Consider the following 21,201-nt stretch of genomic DNA (forward strand, 5'->3'; position numbering starts at 1 on the left):
TCGCTCGTGCGGTCCAGCACTCGCATCGTGCCGGCATCGTAGCTGTCCACAGGAACTACCTCTGCCGTCAGTTGGAATTCGTTCAACCGCTTCTCAAGCCATGACTGCCCAGTAGTGCCGGAAACGACCGAGAAGGTCTTGTCCTCGAGGATCTGCGCCGGCGAACCACGCCAGATGGGGCCGGATGCCGGCCGGCCAGCGAGGACATCCTGCAGCGCCCGCGGAGCATCCGACCTGAGCATCGCAGCGATGCCACCGGGAAAGATGGGTATGGAAAACGACACCTGCTTCCGGCTTTCCAGCGTGACCTCTGCACCGCATAGGAGATCGATCTTGCCCTGCTCGAGCGTAGCAAAGCGATCTTCGACAGCGACCGGAACCCATTCAACTTTCAGGTCGGCAATGCCAAGCTCTGTCTTGACTTCGTCTGCCACGTTTTGGCAAAGCGTAATCGAATACCCGGTGGGCTTGCCCCCGTCGTCGAACGAGAACGGCCGGGCGTCGGCGCGATAGCCGAATACAAGTTTCCCGGCTTGGCGAACCCGATCGAGGGTAGCGGCTGAAGCCGGGATCGCGTCAAGGAGCGCAAGGCCAACGCCGATGCCCACGGCAAGGAGGCCAAGGGCACCGATACCATGCCGGCGAGCGGCTTTCTGCTGTGCGGCTTGCATGTGTTGTCCTCCTGTCGACCGCATTGCCGTTCCCCTGTTCAGGCTGCCGCTGCACGCGCCGGCGTGCCTGCCTGCCCGCTGAAACGAGGCGCAAGGAAACCCCAAATGATGAAAGCGAGCGCCGTCACCAGCATGCCGCCCATCACCGCCGAGTGGCCCGAGGCGTAGAGTGCATAGGTGCTGTAGAGCATCGCCACCGTCACGATGAACACGTTGAATGCGTACTTCGATCCGGACACGCCTGCCGACTTCATCATGATCACGAGAGCCGATAGCGCTATGATGTATGGCAGCACGTTGGTGACGACCGCCAGGTTCACCAACGCTGCGAACTGTTCGCTTAGTGTCGGTGAGATCGTCATCAGTGCGAGCAGCGATTGCACGACAGCCATCACGATCATGCCGGTAACCGGCGCCCCCATGCGGTTCACCTTGGTGAAGAATGCTGGGAACATCCTTTCGTCGGCCGCCGCCTTGCCGGTCTGGGCGATCGTGAATTGCCAGCCGAGCAGCGAGCCCAGACATGCCATGACGGCCAGAGCCATGATGATCGATCCCACGAACGGGTTGAACATATGCGCATAGGCCAGGCCGAACGGCCCGGTCGACTTGGCTAGTTCCTCGTTCGGCACGATGCCCTGAATCACAGTGGTCGACAAAATGTAGATCACTGCGGCCCCAAGCGTTCCGAACAGGCATGCCAAAGGCACGTCGCGTTTTGGGTTCTCGACCGCGGCGGAATTCTGGGCGGCAGATTCCATCCCCAGGAAAGCCCAAAGCGTCAGCGCGATGCTGGAGCCCATACCCTCACCCAGGCTCAGCCCGTGCGGATTCCAGGCCGCGCCGAAAGTGCTGGGACTAAACCAGAACCAGCCGAAGACAGACAGCAGGCCCACCGGGATAATGACGCCCCAAACCGTGATCGACCCGATACGCCCGGTTATGCTTGGGCCGCCGAAGTTGGCAACTGTCGTAAGCCAAAGCAGGAAGATCAGGCTGACACATGTCGCCACCGGCGTCGCCGAAAGCGCGGGCAAGAACGACGACAGGTATCCGACAGCCGATATGCCGATGGCGACGTTTCCGATCGCAAGGGACAGGAAATACAGGATGAAGACGAGGAAGTACCCCGACTTGCCATATGCATCCTCGGCGTATGCCGACATGCCGCCCGGACGCTGATTGAAAAGGCCGGCCTGGGCAAAGCCGTACGCGATTGCCATTGAACCGAGCGCCGTGACAATCCACGACAGCAGGGATATCGCACCGACCTTTGCCATATTGGTTGGCAGCATGATAATGCCGGAGCCCATCATGTTGACCGCCACGATGAAGGTCAGCTGCATCAAATTCATGCGTTTCGGCTGCGGTTCTTGTGGCATGGTGCTCCTCCTCCGGTGTGGATCCGGCCCTCACTCTTTGACCACGTAGGTGTGGAACTTGATGCGGCCGTCGATCCTCTCCTGGTAGACGCCCTGCACTTCGTAATTGAATCCGGGAAAGCGATTGAACGACTCCTCGAACGCGAGGAAGTAATCGAGCATCGGCCGGGCTTTCTCATCCCAGCGCTCGCCCGGGACCACCACGCCGATGCCTGGCGGGTAGATCAGCGCAAGCGTGGCCGAGATGCGGCCCTTGATGGCGTCCAGCGGGACGTAGTCGACGTCGTTCGCGACCAGCGCCTCGTATGCCTTCTCGGAAGACATCGCGAGCTCGGGGAAGCTGGACGCCCTGAAGCTCTGCCGCTGCAGGTCCTTGACGTTCGCCGCACGGTAGAAATCGTGCATCTCCTTGCAGATCTTGCGGATCGTATACCCGGCATAGCGCTGGCTGTGCGCCGCGCTCACGGTCGGCAGGATCTCGGGCAATGGCGCATCGCGATCCCACAGGTTCTTGAACTTGACCAGCTTCGCGATCAGCGTGTTGAGCTTGCTCTCGTCTTCGGCCGGAGTCATCAGGAACAGCAAACTGTTCAGGTCGCACTTCTCCGGCACGACCCGCTGCTCGCGCAGATAGTTGGCGACCACCGTCGCGGGAACGCCGAAGTCGAGATAGTCGCCGGTCTTGCGGTTGATCCCGGGGGTCAGTAGCGCCAGCTTGTTGGGATCGACCATCGCGTAGCCGTCGACGTAGCCGGAATAGCCGTGCCACTTGGCTTGCGGATGGAAATTCCAGCACTGCTGCTCCCGTTTGAGCACATCCGTCGGCAGGCTTTCCCAGGGCACGTCTTCGACGTCCGGGGAAAAGGCCGAGTTGCGGATTGTCACCCTGTCCGGCACGAATGGGTCGAAGAACCACTTCTCTTCGTCACCCTCTCCATTCTCCTCATAGAAGCGGCTGAATTCGCGCAGTTTCTTGCGGCATTCGATTCCAAGCGCGATGCAGCGGTCCCACAGCATCTCGCCGGCCTTGCCCTCATGCATCTTGGCGTTCACCTCCAGCGAGGCGAACAAGGGATAGAAGGGCGAGGTAGAGGCATTCATCAGGAACGATTCGTTGAAGCGCTTGTGCTCGACGAACCGACGCTGGCCGCTGATATGCTCGTCGCGCTTGTGGATCTGCGAGGCCTGCGAAAAACCGGCGCCCTGCTTATGGACGGACTGGGTCGAGAACAGCCCCGGCATCTCTGGCCCCAGATCCTCGATACGCATGGGACTGTGGTCTTCGAACAGCGGGTGGAAAGCGTTGTAGCCGATCCAGGCTTCATCCCACAGGACGTAGTCGCAGAGGTGTCCGATTTTCTCCATCACCTTGCGAACGTTGTAGACGGTGCCGTCATAGGTAGCGAGTTGGATGCAGGCGAGACGGAACGGCCGCTTGGCCTTGTACCTCTCCGGGTCATCGACCAGCGGATTGTTGCGGATTTGCTCGCGCAGATAGTCCTCGTCCCAGGCACTCCAGTCGACGGCGCCGATCATGCCGAACGAGTTGCGCGCGGTCGGCAGGAAGGTCGGTATCGCGCCGGCTTGCACCAGGGCGCCCTGATGCAACGATTTGTGGTTGTTGCGGTCGAACAGTACCAGGTCGCCGCGCTTCAGCACGGCGTTGGCAACGATCTTGTTGGAGGAGCTGGTGCCGTTCAGGACGAAGTATGTCTTGTCGGCGCCGAACACGCGAGCGGCGTAGCGCTGTGCCTCGACCGCCGGACCTTCGTGGATGAGGAGGTCTCCGAGATCGACATCGGCGTTGCACAGATCGTTGCGGAAGATGTTCTCGCCGAAGTGTTTGAAGAACAGCTGACCGGTTGGCGACTTTCGGTAGAACTGGCCGCCCTGGTGGCCGGGGCAGTCGAAAGCGATGTTGGCCTCCCCGTCATAAGCCATCAGCCCCCCGAAAAATGGAGGCAAAAGGGTCTTTCCGTACATCAGTAGGCTGGCAACGACCTGCTTCGCATAGAAGGCAGGGGTCTGCTGGCCAAGGTAGATATAGCCGTCGACCTCGCCGGTCTGGGCGAGCACCGCCATGTCGGCGAGTTGCCTTGTGTCGGCCAGCGCCCAAAGCGGCGTACGGAACCCGATGCCCCGCACCGCCCTGCCCAGGCTGCGTGCGCCTTCGAGGCGATCCCCGTCGATCGATGCGATGTAGGCGCCCACCGAGGCATCCTCCGAGACGTCACGATCGGGACTGTCGGCAATCTCGATCTCGAAGCCTTCGGCCGCAATCTGGTCGAGCAGAACTTTTGTCTGGGGATTGGTGTCGTCGACAATCGCGACGATCTTGAGCAGCTTGTGGAAGGGAACCGCAGTGGTCGGTGATTTGACGTCACGCGGGATCATCTGTCACCCCTCCACTATGCAGTCGATCAGGTAGCGGCGTCCGGTCGGCGTCGGCTCGAAGCGCAGTCCGTGAATATCCGTTTCGAAACCGGGGAATTTCGTGTCGAAATCGCGCGCGTAGAGCAGGTAGTCGTGAATCGACTTGGTAGCTTTGGTGAGGCGTTCGCCAGGCATGATCAGCGGAATGCCCGGCGGATATGGCACCACCATCACCGCAAGCGTCCGTCCCATCAGCCCGTCGATCTCGACGCTTTCCACCTGGCCGCGCACGAGGTTCTCATAGGCATCGGCCGGCCGCAGCGCCATCTCGGGCAATGTCGTGTACATCTCGCGCTGAGCCTTCGGCAGATTGTCTGCGCGGTACACGCTGTGCACCATCTCGCACAGATCCTTTAGGCCCGTTTCGGCGTAAGCAGCGGGATGCGCGTCGACCAGAGCAGGCAGCACATTCTTCAGTGGCGCGTTGGCATCGTAGAGCTGCTTGAAGTTGAGAAGCTCCGTCACCAACGTGCTCCACTTGCCCTTGGTAACGCCCATGGAGAACAGCACGAGGAAGGAATAGAGCCCGGTCTTTTCGATCTCGATGCGCCGCGCCGACAGGAATTTGACGACCACCGCCGCCGGGATGCCATGCTCCTGCATGTCGCCGTTTGCCGACAGTCCGGGGCTAAGGATCGTGACCTTGATCGGATCCACCAGCACATGGTTCTCGGCCAGGCCCTCGAAGCCATGCCATGCATCACCGGGTTTCAGGACCCACTCCGATTTGTCCTCGGCCGGCCGTTCGGCGATCGCATCGGGCTGCCATACGTCGAACCACCAGGAGTCCTTGACTTGATTTCTGACCGCCGTCATGGCGCGACGAAAGCTCAGCGCCTCTTCTATCGTCTCCTGAACGAGGGCACGGCCCGCCGGTTGCTCCATCATTGCCGCGGCGACGTCGCAGGAGGCGATGATGCCGTATTGCGGCGACGTCGAGGTGTGCATCATGAACGCGTCGTTGAAGCGGGCCATGTCCAGCCGCTTGTTCTCGGCGTGCCGGAGGTGGATCATCGAGGCCTGCGACAGGGCGGCCAGAAGTTTGTGCGTCGAATGGGTGGTGAAGGTGATCGCGTTGGGTGGTCGGCTCGGATCGGCTGAGGAGATGCCGTGATAGCCGTCGTAGAATTCGTGGAAATTGGCGTAGGCGTACCAGGCTTCGTCGAAATGCAGTATTTCGACGGAATCGCCGATCGTCTGCTTTATCGCATCCGCGTTGTAGCAGAGGCCGTCATAGGTCGAGTTGGTGACGACCATCAGGCGGACCTTGCCGTCCGTCCCGCTGGCGAACTTGTTCGAAGCGATCTTCTTCTTGATGGATTGCGGCGTGAACTGATCCCTGGAGATCGGGCCGATGATGCCGAGACCGTTGCGCGACGGTATGAGATAGATCGGTGTGGCGCCCGTCATGATCAGCGAATGCAGGATCGACTTGTGGCAGTTGCGGTCACAGAGAACCAGGTCGCCGCGGCTCACCGTCCCGTGCCAGATGATCTTGTTGGCCGTCGATGTGCCGCCCGTGACGAAGAGCGTCTCGTCCGCGCCGAAAATGCGCGCGGCATTGCGCTCGCCCTCCGCAATGGGGCCGGTGTGGTCGAGAAGCGAGCCGAGCTTGCCGACCGACACGGAGATATCCGAGCGCAAGGTGTTCTCGCCGAAGAACTCGTAGAAAAGCTGCCCGACCGGGCTCTTGCGGAACGCAACGCCACCGCCGTGTCCCGGCGTGTGCCAGGAGTAGCTGGCCTGGTACGTGTATTCCATCAGCGCCTTGAACATCGGTGGCGGAAGGCCCTCCAGATAGAGCTGTGCTGCTCGCACAATGGCTCGCGCCATGAACTCGGCTGAGTCCTCGAACAGCCGCATGAAGGCATTCGCGTGCTTGAGCACGCTGGTCGGAACCATTTCGGCAGTGAGTTCGTCGCCGAACAGGAAGATCGGCAGCCGCTCGTTGCGCTTTCGTTTGGTAGCCAGGACCTCTTCGAGCACCTGCCATCGTGTTTCGGCGTCTTCCGATCCGTCGACGGAGACCAGCCAGCAGGACTCGTTGTTGAAGATTTTGACGAGCCGCCGGGCATCCTTGTAGGTGATGCCGGAGACGACTCGGAAGCCTTCCTTCTCGATTGCGGCGGCAAGCTCTTGCATGCCCCGACCGGCGGCGCTCTTGCCTTCGAAGTCCTCGTCGATGATGGCGATCGGGAATGCTTGGACTTCACGCATGATCTGCTCCCAATGCCTCCATATGCCCGGGCTTTACGTGCCAGCAGTTAGGCCGAGTGGCGGGTTCTTGCACTCAGGCAAAGGTTGTCGCGCAGGCCAGACGACCTAAACAAGGAACGGGGTGTATGTTACTGTAGTACATCTGCGCTCGGTCCCGACGCACTGTTCACGGCAAGATCGCGGCGCCCGGCCCTCATCCGCCCAGCGCGATAGTCAGGGCGACCAGCAAGCAGCCGAGCAGAACCATGGCAGCGGCAGTCAGCCATGGTCTGTACCCAGTCAGCTGTCCAAACGCGTAGCCGGCAAACAACATCATCGCCACAGCGATGACGTTGGAGATTCGAAGCGCGGTCCAAGCGTCCTGCAGGAACAGGAAAGGCACTACGATCGGGATCGTCGAGGCGAAAACGAGAAGGAAGACGGCGACCGCACCCAGCAAGTCTTCGCGCTTGAGTCCCATCGACTCGCCTGGCATCCGCTCCTTCAACAGTGCTGCATGCATTCTGTCGAGATCGGCGTCAGTCAATGCCGACGCTACCGCGGAAGGCAGGTTCTGCAGGATAGCGGTCCTCGCCTCTTCGGCGGTGGCGGCTTGCTGCACTTTGGCAACTATGCGCCGCTCTGTGGCCCGGTCCGCGAGGCATCCCATCAGATACATGATGGCATCGACGAGGCCCCAGGCGAGATTGCAGCCGAGCGCGCCGACCAGCGTGGTGCGCACCTCAGATCGGTCACTTACAACACTCAAAGTCCCGGTAAAGGCCAATGCCATGATTAATCCGAAAAGCACTTCGGATATGCGCTCGATGGGTTCGAGCACCCGCCTGGAGGACACTGCATGTCCAGAGGACATCGGTTACCTCGCTCGAAGATTTGGCTGCGGCTGGCTGGAGCCTGCGGGTATCGCGCCCATCGCTCCGGCGCCGGAGTTGCCGACCCGCCCGCATTTCAGTTTCGCGCCAGTCGATACCGGGTGACGTGGCAGCCCGAGCGTCTCAGAGCTTGGGATTGTCATGACCTGAACGTCAACCCTGCAGCAAATTTCCGCAAGATTGGTCTTCGCTGCAGGCGGACCACATCGACGTAAGTTACAGTAGCATTTCAGCCCAGACCCTTGCTGCACTGGCCGATCGGCAGTAGTGCCCAGTCGAATCGAAGCTCGACACGTCATGGCGTCGCAAGTTCGACAGGAGGCGGTCCATGTTGATTTCCAGGGATCCGCACGTTCAGAGCGTAGTGCGGATAGACTGCGACGCGGCTGGCCCGCGGGTCGTCATGTTCTGCGGCATTCATGGAGACGAGGTCAGTGGCATTCATGCCATAGAGAAAGTCCTCTATGACCTTTTCGGGGGCACGAGACTTTTGCTGCGCGGCTCCCTGACACTTGCCCGCGCGAACGAGCGCGCGATCGCTGCGGAGTGCCGCTATGTCAAACACAACATGAACCGCATGTTTCGCGAGGACTATGGACCAGAGATCGACCGCGGCTCCTACGAATTCCAACGGACGCAGGAGCTTAAGCCGTTGCTGGAGAGCTGCGACTATTTTCTGGATTTCCATTCCGCGCCAATCGCAAACGAACCGTTTCTGGTCGCCGAGCAAGACGCCGTCGAGTTTTATCGGCATCTCGGAATACCAAAGATGATGACCGGCTGGAGCAAGTTCTCGAGCGGGACCATCGGAGGCGATACCGAGAATTACGCCAATGCGCGAGGTGCAATGTCAGCGACTCTGGAATCCGGTAGCCACTTCGACAAATCTTCAAACGATGTCGCCTATCGGGCTGCCATTTCGCTGCTGTCCCTCCTGGGCATGATCGGGCACGATCCTCGTCCGGCGGCCGTCGATGCGGAGATCGTCGAGATGTATTCGGTCGTCACGAAGGAATTCGACGACTTCCGGTATGCGGGTGAGGCAAGCAATTTCAAGTTGTTGCCAAAAGGACAGGCGTTCGCCCATCAGAATGGACAGGCAATGACGGTGTCCGAGGATAGCTACCTGCTGATACCGATGAAGCCGAGCGACACGAAGCTTCACGAGGAGGTTTGCTACCTGGGCCGGAAGGTGCGGCGGGGCTGACCTGGCACAACGCGATGCCCGACATCGGTCTGGCGCGCCACCCGGCTTTCACTCCGCCCAGTTGACGTCAGCGGTAAAGGCGATGGTCAGCCACCGATTGTGGCCTTCGTCCCCGATGGCCGCGCCGATCTGGTCGCGGGTGCGGTCCCACTCCTCGATGGTCCTCGGGGGCAAGTCCTTCGGCACGATGAAGTAAAGCTCTATCTGCGTGGCCCGCCCGACCTTGGCGACGTATGCCCGATGAGACAGGAACCCCTCGCGCTGCACTATTTCGGCGGCCACCCGATCGACGTGGGCCTTGAGATCCACGGGGGTGATGAGCAGGATCTCGGACAGGGCCTTGCGCACCGCCCCGACGGGAATAGGAATGATCACGAGGCAGACCAGCGCCAGTACGACAGGGTCCACGTATGGAGAGATCCAGCCAAGCGGCGTTCCGCCCGCCGCCTGTCCGATCAGGAATGCGATCAGAAGTGCCGAGGTTATTCCCGCCGACATCGTCCAGGCTTTAACGTCCAGGGCAACGAAGTCTGACTGCAGTCTCCTGTTTGCCCGCGCACCGGCCATAGCCATGGCTATACAGACCACCAACGTGATTGCGGCGTAGACGATGGCGACACCGAAGCGCAGCTCGTTGCCGCCGTACACAATGGTGATCACGGCGTTGATGAGGGCGTAGGTAGCGACCGTCATCAGCAAGGCGCCGTTAAGGCCCAACACAATAGGCTCCAGGTGCCAGAACCCCATCGTGAATCGATTGCGCAGCCTGCCCGACAGCGCGTCGGCCTTTGCCGATCGTACGATCAGGCTCGATACCCAAAGCGCCAAAATCGTCATTCCGGCATCGACAAGAGAATAGGCGCCATCAAAAGCGATGGAGAACGACCCGGACAGCAGGCCGAAGACGATTCCGAACGCCGCGACGCCTACCGTCGCGACAATCGAGGCTCGGAGGAAGCCCTGCTCGGTCAACATCTTGCCCTCTGAAAGCCTCAGCAACATCGTACATGCAACCGGCGCTATCGCAATAGTACCTGCAGTGGCCGTGGCCTGACCGCAAACTGGCGGTCGTTTCCCAAGCTGCCAAGCAGATCAACCCCCCGGGACAGCGCCTCGCCCAGTGCAAGCATCGCTGTTGCGGCCTCATCCACCAGATCACTTCGGGCATGTGTGGACGGCTCCTCGCTGGCAAGGGATTTCTTGACCTACTGCGGTCTCGGTTGGTGCGGCCAGCCCACATGGCTAGGCTCATCTTGCTAATCCCCACCAATAACGGCAGTCTAGGCTCTACTGGCTCGTCATCGGGTGGATGTCAGGCACCTTGGATGCTCCAATCGGGCGCCCGCAAACCATGGATGGACTGATCGCCACCGATAGAGGCCGTGTAGTCGCATCGGGCTCATTGATGATGAATTGGCTGGTCAATAGGTGGATCGCCACCGCCGTCATTCTTTTGGTCTCGATTGGCGAGACTGCCGCTCAGCCTAGGTCTGGCGAGCCTTCCGTTCAGCCGAAGGAAATCCTGTTCCTATATTCGTATGGCCGGGGTTTCCAGCCGTGGGCCACATGGGCCAGGGAAATCCGCGATGAACTGAACCAACAGTCGCCTTGGCCGCTGGACATCCAAGAAGATTCCCTCGTCACGGCTCGGGATGGCGACGACGCTGCTGAGGCCAAATTTGGTGAATATCTCAAGGCGCTCTACGCAACACGACGGCTCGATTTGATCGTCGCAATAGGTGCACCCGCGGCTCGCTTTGTCCAGAAATGGAGAATAGACCTATTTCCGACAACGCCGATGCTGCTTGCGGCTGTCGAAGTGCGCCGGGTTGGACAATCCATGTTGTCCGAGCGGGACGCCGTGGTTGGCACGCGCGTCGATCACGTCGCCCTTGTCGAAAACATTCTACGGCTGTTGCCGGAGACGAAGGCCATCGCGATGATAATCGGGAACTCGCCCCCTGAGCGATTTTGGATCGGCGACGTGCAACGGGAACTGAAGCCACTGCTAGACAACAAGGTTGAATTGATCTTTTACAACGAGCGGCCGTTCGAGGAGATCCTGAAGAAGGTTGCGAGTTTGCCGCCCCACAGTGCAATCTTTTACCAGCAGATGATGGTGGACGGCGCAGGTGCCGTCTATGGAGACAAGGATCCATTGAAGCGCATCTATGAGGTCGCCAACGCTCCCATTTTCACGTTCGACGAGTCTCTTTTCAACGGTCAAGCTGTTGGCGGCCCGATGTCTTCACCGACCGAGGGTGCCCGAGCGACGGCGGATGCCGCGGTCCGGATATTGGGAGGTGAGAAGGCAGGTGACATCAAGGTTCCTCCAATCGAATTCTCAGCACCGAAATACGATTGGCGACAGCTGCAGCGCTGGAACATTAGCGAGAGCCGCCTGCCACCCGGGGGCGAAGTCTTGTTTCGGGAGCCAACGGCGTGGGAACGGTATTCCTGGCAAATTTCCCTTATTACTGCGGCTATTCTGCTACAGGCCGGGCTTATCATGATCCTGTTGAATGAACATCGTCGGCGTCAAGCAGCCGAAGTGCAGTCGCGGCAGCGCATGGCAGAGCTTGCTCATGTCAATCGCTTCTCGACCGCTGGCGAGCTGACCATGTTAATTGCCCACGAAATAAACCAGCCTCTCGGCGCTATAATGAGCCACGCCGAATCCGCAGAACTTATCCTGCAATCATCGAGCCCCGATATCGCTGCACTCGGGGAAATCGTGAGCGATATTTTGGAGAATGACCAGCGTGCCAGCGAAGTCATCCAGAGGATGCGGAGCCTCCTGAAGAAGGCACCTTTTGAACTGAAAAGTCTCGATCTCAACGACCTTGCGCGGGAAACCGTCGAATTTCTTTCGACGTTGGCTCGCGGGCGAAAAGTCGAACTTCTTGGCGTGATCACGCCGGATGCGCTTCCGATACTCGGCGACCGCATTCAACTTCAACAAGTCATTCTGAACCTTGTGGTGAACGGGATCGACGCGATGAAGGAGACGCCGAGCGAAAATCGCATCATCAGCATCCGGACTTCGCGCGACCAAGAGTTTGCCGAGCTGTCCGTGTCTGATCGCGGACCGGGCATTCCCGACGACAAGTTAGAACAGGTCTTCGAACCGTTTTTCACCACCAAGGCGGAAGGCATGGGCATGGGGCTATCCATCGCGCGCAACATTGTCGAGGCGCACGGTGGGCTGATGCGTGCGAAAAATCGGGATCACGGTGGTGCGTCGTTCCGGATTAGACTTCCTCTTGTTCGATAGTTGGCAATCTAATTTCTGCCAAGCGTTTGGCTGGGTGCAACTACATAGCCAAGCCACGACTCTGACGTCGCGTTTTGGGCCCGAAGCCGGCCGTCCGCTATCACGATGAAACGATCAAAAAGCGGCCGTTCCGCCCGAGCGCCGCGGCTCAGGCAGGTTAGATGTGCACAGTTGGGAGACGATGGGATGTTATTGACAGCCAGCAGCGTTCAAAATCGATTTCGCGACCGAGCGCGTTGTCGAGCGACTGGTGAAGCTGTACGGCCTGCCGATCACCGAATCGATGAGCGCACGATCCTTGTCGACATAGGCCTGCAGGGCCTTCTTCACGGTTTCAAGCGGGCCGGTCATGGCTGGAGGTCAATTGGCCGTCTTATTGGCCAGTTGTCTCGCTGCGTCTATCAAGTCTCGTGTCGCTTGAGCAACCTTGGCAACTGGTAGTCGATGAACGCAATAGACGCCGCCCGGGTTGTCGGGTTTGCACAATCCGGGCGCAACACACTGGCAAGGCAACGGCGGCTCAACGGTGCGGTGAAGCACCCCAAAAGGCCCCCAGATGTCGGGGGGCGTCAGGCCATACAGACCCACAACTGGAGTTCCGACGGACGCAGCCAGGTGCATTGGGCCGCTCTCGTTTCCCAGAAAGATAAATGCATCCGAAAGCAATGCTGTTAGTGTCTCAAGCGAGGCTTTGCCAACAACGCTCACCAATGGCGACGCTGCCGCATTCAAGATAGCTTGCGCGGTTGCGCTCTCATCAGGTCCACCAATCAGCAATGACCGCAGGCCCTTGGTTGCATAAACCTCGTCGATTACTGCAGCGAACCGTTCAGGTTGCCAACACCGCCCTTCGAACCTTGCTCCAGCGTGTACTGCGACGAAAGCCTTTACGGCCAGATTGCTTTGCGCCAGAATCTGGGTAGATGCGCTTCGCCCGACTGGTGTGGGTTCAAGCCTCGGTGTCACTTCTCGCAATTCTATCCCAAGCGCTTCAAGCGGGGACAGATATCGGTACAAGTAGTGCGCGCCTCCATGACCGAAGGTTTCGGCAAATATATTAGCAGGCTGAACTTCCCAAAATTTCATGGGCTTTTCCGGGGGATTGTATCCAACGCGCAGGGGGGCGCCGATTGACCTGTGCAATATCCGTGATGTCTTCGAGTCGGTTACGTCAATGGTGAGATCGAATTTTCGGCGGCGCAGGTCAGCGACCAAGCCTGAATATTCCTTCACTCGCTGAGACAGACTTCTACCAGCACCTCGACGGTCGAATCCGATGGCCACGTCTGCGATATTCTGGCTGACTACGAAGTCTCGCAGGCCAGAAGCGCAAAGCATGGCTATCGCAGCGTTTGGGTAAGCGAGGCGCAGATTTCGCACGAGCGCCGAGGTCAGAATGACATCCCCGATGAACTTCGTCTGAATAACGAGAATGGACTTGATAGCCAGCCGATCAGCCATCGAGATATTCAGCACATCGACCTCACGAAGGGCGGCGGGTCAAATTGGTCATTGGTGGGCGCCCAACGTCCAATCGAGCTCACGGTTCCGGCTAATGGATATCCCTCTTTTCAACAGCGAAGCAAGGTCGTCTGTCGTCGTCATGGCATCTGTCCCTGCCACAAGGGCAATCCACTTTCTGCAGCGAAGTCTCTATCCTCTGCGTAGATTGGCTCGCCTCTTTTCACCACCCGTCGAAGCAAATCCGCATCTTCGTCGGCATGATATCGAAAGGCATTTCGGGTGTCGTATCCATGCCCGGCTTGGGACAGGGAAAACCCGCTGACGACAACAGGAGCGAAACCGGCGAAACGCGCCAGCATGATCGCGAAGGCTCCGGTTGAGATTTTCCGGTGCCAGCCGCGCGACACATGATATTTGCCGCTAAGCCGCCAGACGATGTTGGCAAGCTGCCATCTTGTAAGCGCCTGCAAGGTGTCATAGCGATAATCAAAGGTGCGACAACCGGCTATCAGCTTGTCTTCAACGTCCGGCCAAATCGGGATGATAAGATGCTTTGCCTGCCGTCCTTTCAACAAATCGCGCTTGTAAAAATCCTGCTCGTCCTGGCCGACCAAAATGCCGCGGCGGAGCACGGCGATGTCGGGAACTGGGAGACCAAAGGTTTCCGCCAAAAGCTGGGAAGCATTGACCGTCACCAGTCCCCAATCGGCATCATGCCCCTGCGGTAGGCGAAAATTCGGCGCTGCCCCCATCACCAAGGCGGGACCGGTGACACTGGGCAAGCGAAGAATTGGCTTTGAGAAGGTTGGCAAGAGGTCCGAAAGCGGAGTTTTCATGCGGGAATCTGAACCGCATGTTCCTCAAACGCGCGCAGAATGCTCTCTTCTCGGCTCCATAATTCGTCCCATTGCGTGGCGCCGGACCAGCCCGCAAACCAAGGACCGCCGAGCGTGTAGTGCGCCAGCGAGACATCGGCGGGGTCGAGTTCGGTAGCCGAAGCCCCTACGAGGTAGTTCCATGCCAGGGGCAATTCCCCGATCTCATGGTCCTCAAGCCATTTGAAGGCGTGGAGGTCACGTCCGGGCCACGTATTGAGCATCTCGTTGGTCAGCCGTTTGTTGGCGGGATGATCCAGATTCCACAAAACGACCGACGACCAGTTTTTGCGGCGATAGAACGTCTGCGTTTGTCCGTCCATCTTGACCGCTTCGGATTCGCGTTGCTGGTGCTTGACCGCCATAATCGCGTAGGAAGGATCGACCAGGTCGAGCAGCTTGACTGGATCCTTCAGAAACAGGACGTCACAATCGCAGAACATGGCCCAGCCGCCTTGCCTCATGAACGGAACGGCAAAGCGCGATATGGCAAACTCGGTCGACATCGGTGCCTCGGAAATCGGGCACCAGAGCTTGCCATCACGTACCACCATCGGTCGCTTCATGATTCCTTGCGCTTCAAGGTCTTTGAGCACGAGTGGCTGTATCTGCAACGGCGTGCTTGTCCGCCGGTAGGCGCTCCATCGCGCTACGTCCAGAACTCGGGATTCGCGTGGATCATATCCAATGTAGATTGGTATCACGTGGCAACTCTATAATTTGATGTGAATTTACTCGAATTAAGCATGGCAGCACGGCAAGCGGAAGACCGAAGTACAGTGCCACAAGTCACTCCCACCCCACGCCTGCCAATGAACCGCCGGCGGCGCCCCTCGGGCGCGTCTTCGCGGCGCGCCGGCTGAACGAGCCCGGCCCGATGAACAACCGGGCTTGGTGATGATTTCGTCGCCGTGGATGGCGGCGAAGTCGGAGATGTCCTGCTGGTCAAGCCGGTCGAGCCACTCGCGGCTTCCCGTTGTCGGTTCAGGCATCAGTCGGCGATCCTCGGTCTTCGACATAAAACGCGGCTACCAACTCATGTGCCCGGTATGAACCAGCCCAAATTCCGGATCTCGTTGCCGATAAAGTTGCCCACCCGTTTCCCCCGGTTACGCAGGATGCGCAGCAACCCGCTATCCACAAAATACGTCAGGAGGATGCTGTCCCGTGTTGTCACTTCCGGCCCCACTATGTCCGCCGAGTGCCACGTGTCCTTGTCTACCGCGAAAGCATAGCCCGTGTTCGGCGCGAAACGCATCTGCATCTTTTTCGCCAGCCCGCCGCCCGGCAGCTCCTCGTGAAAAATCGTCCCGATGTTGGTGTGCGCCTCGTCTGGTGGCAGGTAAAGCTGCACCGTGATGCCCTTCCAATGTGTATCCGTGTGCGGCGGAATTTCGTAGCCCGGAATGTCACGCGTTAGGATGGGGATTGGAAACATGCCCACCTCGGCCAAGCCGGGCCCGAACCGTCGCCCCATCGCCGGTGCCAGTCGGCGACGGAAAGCGTTCTTCACCGGCTCGGAACAAAGCGCTTTGCCAACCACGTTCCACACCGTCCGCTTCGCCGACGGCAGATGTCGGATGTTTTCCGGAAAGAGATCAATCTTCACCCGCGTGGACGCACCCATCGCATCCCGCTGTTTGGACCGGCCGTGCATCGGTCGGTAATCCGCGTACACCGGCAGCGCCGCCAGCATGGATTTATAAACATCCTCCGGAAAGACCCGGTCGAACTCGAGATGGTAAAATGGCCCTTCCACCGCGCGCGCGGCCTCTACGGACTTCGCTACAAATTCCGCCAGCTTTCCTGCGGTTATAGTTTGATCAACATTTGGAACACTCATATCGTCTCCTATTGAAGCCATACATAAAACAGCCCAAATCCGCCCACAAGCACATTTGGAAATGCCGCCGCTTGCTGCTAAATCCCGGCGCATCGGTCTCCGACCCCGCATCGGCCGTGGTCAGCTCAGCATCGCCTTGCCGCAATAGCTGCGGTTGAAGTCATGGGAGGTCGTAGCTCGCATAGAATACGGCGAGGCCGCCGCTATGATAACGGCGACCTTGTTGGGAGGTGGGCTAAACGGCCTTGCTTAACCGCAGACGAGCAAGCGATTAACTCACCGGCGGCGCTTGGCTGTCGAGTATGCGGCCAATCTGCTCACAGGTCCTAATTCGCTGGCTGCGCGCGTTACGCTCCTTTCACGCATCATCACATCGAACACTCTGAGCAAATTGAGGTCGATATCATCGAAACTCATGAGACCTTCCCCGTTTTCATTATGCCTCGCTCGCACACTAACATCGTTTTCAACGCGCCGGACGAAACGATGCCGACGAACGCTGCCATTGCAGGTACAGGGGTGACTTGAACGCGACCTTTGGCCTGTAGGAGCAAATCGCGAACCGCTCTGATATTCGCCGGCAGATCCCGGGCGGTCTTATTTGACGATCGAAAACTCAAAACGATCGAAACGGAAGACTGCCGTATACTCGTTGCGTCGCTCCGGCGTCCCGGCAGGATTGCGGAAGATCGCGCCGCAGGTTGTCTGAGTTTTCGGAATGGCATCGCACAGGAAGTTCTGCTGCACCCAACTGGTTCCTTTGTCTATCCATGCGCCTCCCCCGCGCAGGTCACGACCGAGGATGAGCGACTTGATCTCCGAACCGGTAAGCCGGTCCTTCGCATCCAGATCGACCGCTTCCGGCAACTCCGGCAGACCGGCCTTGTCCAGGCCGTCCAGCAGACGCCCGATGTCGGCCGGGTTCTTGAACACGAAATACCTCTGCGTGACCAGTTGATTTGCCCCTCCATCCTTTCGTTCCAACATGACGTTCCTTAGCCTGTCACTATAGGCCGCGACCTGGTCACTACGCCCGAGATGTGCGTAGGCCGAAACCAACACCTGCAGGCCGTAGAATTTCGGCCATGGATCGGGCGATTGGAGATCGATCCTTTCAAGGTAGCCGACGGCTTCCTCGAAACGACCCTCGCCAAATTCAGCCAGCCCGGCCTGGTAGTGCCGATGGTCGTTGCCGCCTGGGTCGACACGGTTGGCGGCGACGAGATAGTCGCGCGCCTCGTCCGGCCTGCCGTTGAAATTCAGGGCTTCCGCCAGCCCGACATAGTTCAGGGGATCGCTCGGGTCGAGCGCCACTGCCTTGAACATAACCGCGACTGCCTCGTCGGACCGGTGCTCGCGAACCAGCAAACTGGCGACGAGCTGATAGTAGGACGGCGAAGGATGCTTGGCCGCCTCCCCCAGGTACTTGTAGACGTTGTACAGCGCACTGATGTCCGAAGCGACCAAAGCTTGGACCCGCGGCCCGTCCGTGTCCCAATAGGCCCATGCGAGCGAGGCTGCCGCCGCGCCGAAATTCGGATCGAGTTCCAGCGCCTGCTGGAAAAACCTCACCGCCTGCGCAAACTCGTCTGGAGTATTGCGACGATTGTAGATTTCCATGCCCTGCAGGTAAGCTTCGTAGGCTGCAGGATTGCGCGTGCCCCCCGCGACATCTGCCTTGCCTTGGGCGCTGACGAGACGCAGCTTGAGCGCGCCTGCGATGCTGACGACGACCTTGTCCTGCAGTGCAAACACATCCGTCCACTGGCCGTCGAAACGTTCTGCCCAAAGATGGCCGGTGGTCGAGCCGTCGATCAATTGCGCGTTGATACGCATGTCGTCGCCGACCCGACGTATCGAGCCCTCCAGTATGTACCGGACACCAAGCGCTGCGGCGACGTCAGCGGCTTTGGTCTCCTTGTCCTTGTAGGTGGAAGCCGCGTTTCGCGATACGACGAACAGGCCGGGCACGCGTGCAAGTTCTGTGGTCAGGTCATCGGTGAAACCGTCAACCAGATAACCTTGCGCCTTGTCGTCGCTGAGATTGTCAAATGGAAGCACGACGAGGGATGGCCGGGTGTCGGCTTTCGCATTGGCCGTCAGAGCGGTGGACCGAAGCGGTGGCTCCCAAGGTCGCCACCACGCTGCTGCAAGGCCGACTGCGACGACAAGGGCCCCAATAGCGATGGCCAGATTGCGCCTGAAGCGTGGGTGTCGATTGACGGCCATGGGCTTTCCCGCCGACGCGGGATCGAGCAGCACCCGGTACGCCTGCACCGGTTCGGCGATGTTCTTCAGCTTCTGTTGGCCCATCGGCTCAAAGCCGAAAGCCAATTTCTTCTCAACCTCTTTTGCGACCTTTTCCGAGACACAGATGCCGCCAGGTTCCGCTAGTTGTTGGAGCCTGGCAGCGACGTTGACGCCCTCGCCATATCGGTCCTCGCCCTCGACAATCACCTCGCCGAGATTGATCCCGATCCTGACGCGAATCCGATGATCCTCGGAAACGGCGGCGTTGCGTTCGGCCAGGGCTTGCTGCAACGACACGGCACATTCGACCGCGTCCACGACGCTGCCGAATTCGGCCAGCAGTCCATCGCCCATCAGCTTGAAGATGTGGCCGTGATGGCGGGCAATCTCGGGCTCGAACAGTTCCTTGCGTTGAGCACGAAGGCGCTCGAACGTGCCGGCCTCGTCGCGTTCCATCTGGGCGGAATAGCCCACGACATCGGCAGCGAGAATGGCGGAAAGCTTACGGTCCATCGATCTGGCCTGTCCCCCGTGGAGTATAGACCTGGTCATACTGAAATGAAACGACCGACCTCTCCGGCGTCCGTTGCCGGTGTCTCGGGATCATCCAGCAAAAGCCGTCGATGGCCCTGCTCCGTACCGTCGCGGGGCCGAGAGAGGCGATGCTCTATCCAAAATGTTCGATCAGCAATTCGGTGAGGACGCGAATCTTCCGCGCAGGGTGCTGTCCAGGTGGGCGGACGACGAATATGCCGGCCTCGGGGAGCGGATAGCGCGTCATCACCGGGACCAGGGTGCCGGAAGCAAGATAGCTCTCGGTAACGAAATCCGGCAGCGAGGCGATGCCGAGCCCCGCCGCGGCGGCGGCGGCAAGGGCGGTGCCGCTATCCGCCTTGAACCGCCCCTGTGGGTGAACGGTGATCGTTTTGTCGCCGTCCATGAATTGCCAGGTTTCCGTCCCTTGCATGACGGTCTGGTGGGTTAGGAGTTCGTCCGGCGTCTCGGGTGCCCCATGCGCCTTGATATAGTCCGGGCTGGCGACGAGCTTGCCGCGGATCGATCCGATGCGGCGCGCGATCAGGTTCGAGTCCGGAAGATAGCCGACGCGGACACCACAGTCGAAGCCTTCTCCAACCAGATCCACGAAACGATCACTGTAACACGCGTGCACGTGAAGCAGCGGATGGCGCCGTGCCAGTTCCGCCAGCACCGGCGCCAAGTGGGTTATGCCGAAGGACAGGGGTACAGCAATCCGAAGGCGGCCACGCAGGTCGCCGGCAGGCAGCATCGTCTCTCGTGCGACGTCGATCTCGGCGCAAGCCCGGGCGGCGTATTCGCGGAACGTGACGCCAGCCTCGGTGAGTGCGGCGCCGCGGGTTGTCCGCGCGAGAAGCTGGATGCCGAGTTCCGCCTCCAGCCGAAACAGCCGCCGGCTGACGATGGACTTCGATACACCGAGCCGCCGGGCGGCCGACGAAACGCCGCCGGCATCGGCCACGTCGACAAACGTCTGCAAGTCTTCAAGATCCACAGCCGTTCCACTTTCCGCGACACAGATTAGCAAAAACTGAAGCTATCATGTCGCTCGCGGGAACGATACGTCGTTCATCAGTGCCAGAAGCGATTGGTCGCGAGCGTGGCTGGTCGGCCCCTTCGCGCCAGCAGTTCGAAGCGATGTGCGGCCCTGACGGCGCTTTCCTGATTGGCGACCCGGCGACGGTAGCCACCAAGTGCGAGCGGCACAGGCAGAGTCGTGACGATAACCCCACTTCTGAAAGGAGACACATGATGTCATCTACGACCCAACATTCCGGCCGTTCCGTTGCGGTCACCGGTGCAGGCGGTGGCCTTGGGCGCGATATCGCGCTCGGACTGGCCGCCAAGGGCTACATTGTTTTCGGTACGGCGATGTCCGCCGCGGAAGTCCAGGATCTCAAGGACGCTTCCGGCGGGCGTGTCAGCCTGACGGTCTGCGACATGACCAGGCAGGAGGCCGTGAAAGCCTGGGCAGGCGGCGTGTCCGACGCGCTCGGCAATGCCGGGCTCGATCTCCTGATCAACAATGCAGGCATCCTGACCCCGGGTCCGATCGAGGTTCTGCCGCTCGACGCAGTCCGGCGCGAATTCGACGTCAATGTGTTCGGAGCCCTGTCGGTCATAAACGCGTTCCTGCCGGCGCTGAGAAAGGCGCGGGGCCGCATCGTCCAGGTCAGCACCTGGACCGCAAGCGTGCCGCTCCCCTTCAACGGGCCGTCGGGCGCGTCGAAGGCGGCCATGGAGGTGTTTGCAGCCGTCTACCGTGCCGAACTGAAGTCGTTCGGGATCGATGTCGTCGTGGCCGCTGCTGGCAATATGAGAACCGGTGGTCCTGCGAAAACCGCCGCGGCCCTGGCTCGCGTCGTCGACGACATGACGCCCGAACAGCGCGCACTTTACGGACACTCCTTCGGCACATTCGCAGACAAGCTCAACGGCATGCAGAGTGCGGGTCTGGAATCGGTCCTGGCGGCCAAAAGAGTCATCGAGCTGGCCGAACAGGTGCCAGCGCCGAGCATCGCTCCCGTTGGCGATGACGCCGCCGAAATGCTGCGAGCGGCCCGTGAGATGCCTGAGGCCGAACAAGACGCGCTGCGCCTTCAGATTGTTGGTCTCGGCTAGACCATCCCGAAACTCCACCTCTTACGAGGCCGGTAAAGCACTTTTCGACACTCGA

General features: G+C 59.8%; 16 protein-coding genes. 3 read left to right on the forward strand and 13 right to left on the reverse strand.

Going from position 1 to position 21,201, the window contains the following annotated elements:
• From CGZ66_RS12320 to CGZ66_RS12340, 5 genes are all read right to left on the reverse strand, one after another.
• Positions 1-671, reverse strand: a 671-nt coding sequence (locus CGZ66_RS12320; protein ID WP_095084435.1) for a transporter substrate-binding domain-containing protein, incomplete at its 3' end; no start/stop codon positions are given.
• Between the two features lie 38 nt (positions 672-709).
• Positions 710-2,053, reverse strand: a complete 1,344-nt coding sequence (gene potE, locus CGZ66_RS12325) for a putrescine-ornithine antiporter (RefSeq protein ID WP_095084436.1) — start codon at positions 2,051-2,053, stop codon at positions 710-712.
• Positions 2,054-2,083: 30 nt separating this feature from the next.
• On the reverse strand, positions 2,084-4,447 hold the full coding sequence (gene speC / locus CGZ66_RS12330) for an ornithine decarboxylase (protein WP_095084437.1): 2,364 nt from the start codon (positions 4,445-4,447) through the stop codon (positions 2,084-2,086).
• 3 nt (positions 4,448-4,450) lie between these two features.
• The gene (locus tag CGZ66_RS12335) at positions 4,451-6,703 is read right to left on the reverse strand and encodes an Orn/Lys/Arg family decarboxylase (RefSeq protein ID WP_095084438.1); all 2,253 of its coding nucleotides are present in this window, start codon (positions 6,701-6,703) and stop codon (positions 4,451-4,453) included.
• A 193-nt stretch (positions 6,704-6,896) separates the two neighbouring features.
• A complete protein-coding gene (locus tag CGZ66_RS12340) occupies positions 6,897-7,475 on the reverse strand; it encodes a VIT1/CCC1 transporter family protein (RefSeq protein ID WP_143748721.1) in 579 nt (192 codons plus the stop codon).
• A gap of 428 nt (positions 7,476-7,903) precedes the next feature.
• Between CGZ66_RS12340 and CGZ66_RS12345 the strand changes: the two genes are divergently transcribed.
• Complete coding sequence (locus tag CGZ66_RS12345; protein WP_095084440.1) at positions 7,904-8,782, forward strand: succinylglutamate desuccinylase/aspartoacylase domain-containing protein; 879 nt, start codon at positions 7,904-7,906, stop codon at positions 8,780-8,782.
• 48 nt (positions 8,783-8,830) lie between these two features.
• Here the strand turns inward: CGZ66_RS12345 and CGZ66_RS12350 are convergent, their stop codons facing one another.
• Positions 8,831-9,757, reverse strand: a complete 927-nt coding sequence (locus CGZ66_RS12350; RefSeq protein ID WP_095084962.1) for a cation diffusion facilitator family transporter — start codon at positions 9,755-9,757, stop codon at positions 8,831-8,833.
• 376 nt (positions 9,758-10,133) lie between these two features.
• Here CGZ66_RS12350 and CGZ66_RS12355 point away from each other — a divergent pair, with 376 nt between their 5' ends.
• A complete protein-coding gene (locus tag CGZ66_RS12355; RefSeq protein ID WP_245331085.1) occupies positions 10,134-12,056 on the forward strand; it encodes a sensor histidine kinase in 1,923 nt (640 codons plus the stop codon).
• A gap of 189 nt (positions 12,057-12,245) precedes the next feature.
• Here the strand turns inward: CGZ66_RS12355 and CGZ66_RS39855 are convergent, their stop codons facing one another.
• The 7 genes from CGZ66_RS39855 to CGZ66_RS12385 form a co-directional block, all read right to left on the reverse strand.
• Positions 12,246-12,407, reverse strand: coding sequence for a hypothetical protein (locus CGZ66_RS39855; protein ID WP_167392093.1), 162 nt, complete (start codon positions 12,405-12,407; stop codon positions 12,246-12,248).
• A gap of 9 nt (positions 12,408-12,416) precedes the next feature.
• Positions 12,417-13,517, reverse strand: a complete 1,101-nt coding sequence (locus tag CGZ66_RS12360) for a glycosyltransferase family 9 protein (RefSeq protein ID WP_095084964.1) — start codon at positions 13,515-13,517, stop codon at positions 12,417-12,419.
• Between the two features lie 140 nt (positions 13,518-13,657).
• The gene (locus CGZ66_RS12365) at positions 13,658-14,356 is read right to left on the reverse strand and encodes a hypothetical protein (RefSeq protein WP_095084441.1); all 699 of its coding nucleotides are present in this window, start codon (positions 14,354-14,356) and stop codon (positions 13,658-13,660) included.
• Positions 14,353-14,991, reverse strand: coding sequence for a hypothetical protein (locus CGZ66_RS12370; RefSeq protein WP_245331086.1), 639 nt, complete (start codon positions 14,989-14,991; stop codon positions 14,353-14,355). Before CGZ66_RS12370 ends, CGZ66_RS12365 begins: the two co-directional genes overlap by 4 nt.
• 440 nt (positions 14,992-15,431) lie before the next feature.
• A complete protein-coding gene (locus tag CGZ66_RS12375) occupies positions 15,432-16,238 on the reverse strand; it encodes a hypothetical protein (RefSeq protein ID WP_095084965.1) in 807 nt (268 codons plus the stop codon).
• Between the two features lie 597 nt (positions 16,239-16,835).
• The gene (locus tag CGZ66_RS12380; protein WP_095084443.1) at positions 16,836-19,001 is read right to left on the reverse strand and encodes an adenylate/guanylate cyclase domain-containing protein; all 2,166 of its coding nucleotides are present in this window, start codon (positions 18,999-19,001) and stop codon (positions 16,836-16,838) included.
• Between the two features lie 154 nt (positions 19,002-19,155).
• Positions 19,156-20,019, reverse strand: a complete 864-nt coding sequence (locus tag CGZ66_RS12385) for a LysR family transcriptional regulator (protein ID WP_095084444.1) — start codon at positions 20,017-20,019, stop codon at positions 19,156-19,158.
• A gap of 257 nt (positions 20,020-20,276) precedes the next feature.
• On the opposite strand from CGZ66_RS12385, the gene CGZ66_RS12390 reads away from it, so the two are divergent.
• Positions 20,277-21,146 (forward strand): SDR family NAD(P)-dependent oxidoreductase, encoded by an 870-nt coding sequence (locus CGZ66_RS12390; protein WP_095084966.1) that lies wholly within the window; start codon positions 20,277-20,279, stop codon positions 21,144-21,146.
• Positions 21,147-21,201 lie beyond the last annotated feature (55 nt).

Origin of the sequence: Mesorhizobium sophorae (assembly GCF_002270415.1) — a bacterium.
Lineage (GTDB): Bacteria > Pseudomonadota > Alphaproteobacteria > Rhizobiales > Rhizobiaceae > Mesorhizobium > Mesorhizobium sophorae.

Bases quoted from the DNA above. Each gene is read 5' to 3' on its own strand.
- potE (WP_095084436.1), bottom strand. From the start codon at position 2,053: ATGCCACAAGAACCGCAGCCGAAACGCATGAATTTGATGCAGCTGACC.
- speC (WP_095084437.1), bottom strand. From the start codon at position 4,447: ATGATCCCGCGTGACGTCAAATCACCGACCACTGCGGTTCCCTTCCAC.
- CGZ66_RS12335 (WP_095084438.1), bottom strand. From the start codon at position 6,703: ATGCGTGAAGTCCAAGCATTCCCGATCGCCATCATCGACGAGGACTTC.
- CGZ66_RS12340 (WP_143748721.1), bottom strand. From the start codon at position 7,475: ATGGCATTGGCCTTTACCGGGACTTTGAGTGTTGTAAGTGACCGATCT.
- CGZ66_RS12345 (WP_095084440.1), top strand. From the start codon at position 7,904: ATGTTGATTTCCAGGGATCCGCACGTTCAGAGCGTAGTGCGGATAGAC.
- CGZ66_RS12350 (WP_095084962.1), bottom strand. From the start codon at position 9,757: ATGTTGACCGAGCAGGGCTTCCTCCGAGCCTCGATTGTCGCGACGGTA.
- CGZ66_RS12355 (WP_245331085.1), top strand. From the start codon at position 10,134: ATGGATGGACTGATCGCCACCGATAGAGGCCGTGTAGTCGCATCGGGC.
- CGZ66_RS39855 (WP_167392093.1), bottom strand. From the start codon at position 12,407: ATGACCGGCCCGCTTGAAACCGTGAAGAAGGCCCTGCAGGCCTATGTC.
- CGZ66_RS12360 (WP_095084964.1), bottom strand. From the start codon at position 13,517: ATGGCTGATCGGCTGGCTATCAAGTCCATTCTCGTTATTCAGACGAAG.
- CGZ66_RS12365 (WP_095084441.1), bottom strand. From the start codon at position 14,356: ATGAAAACTCCGCTTTCGGACCTCTTGCCAACCTTCTCAAAGCCAATT.
- CGZ66_RS12375 (WP_095084965.1), bottom strand. From the start codon at position 16,238: ATGAGTGTTCCAAATGTTGATCAAACTATAACCGCAGGAAAGCTGGCG.
- CGZ66_RS12380 (WP_095084443.1), bottom strand. From the start codon at position 19,001: ATGGACCGTAAGCTTTCCGCCATTCTCGCTGCCGATGTCGTGGGCTAT.
- CGZ66_RS12390 (WP_095084966.1), top strand. From the start codon at position 20,277: ATGTCATCTACGACCCAACATTCCGGCCGTTCCGTTGCGGTCACCGGT.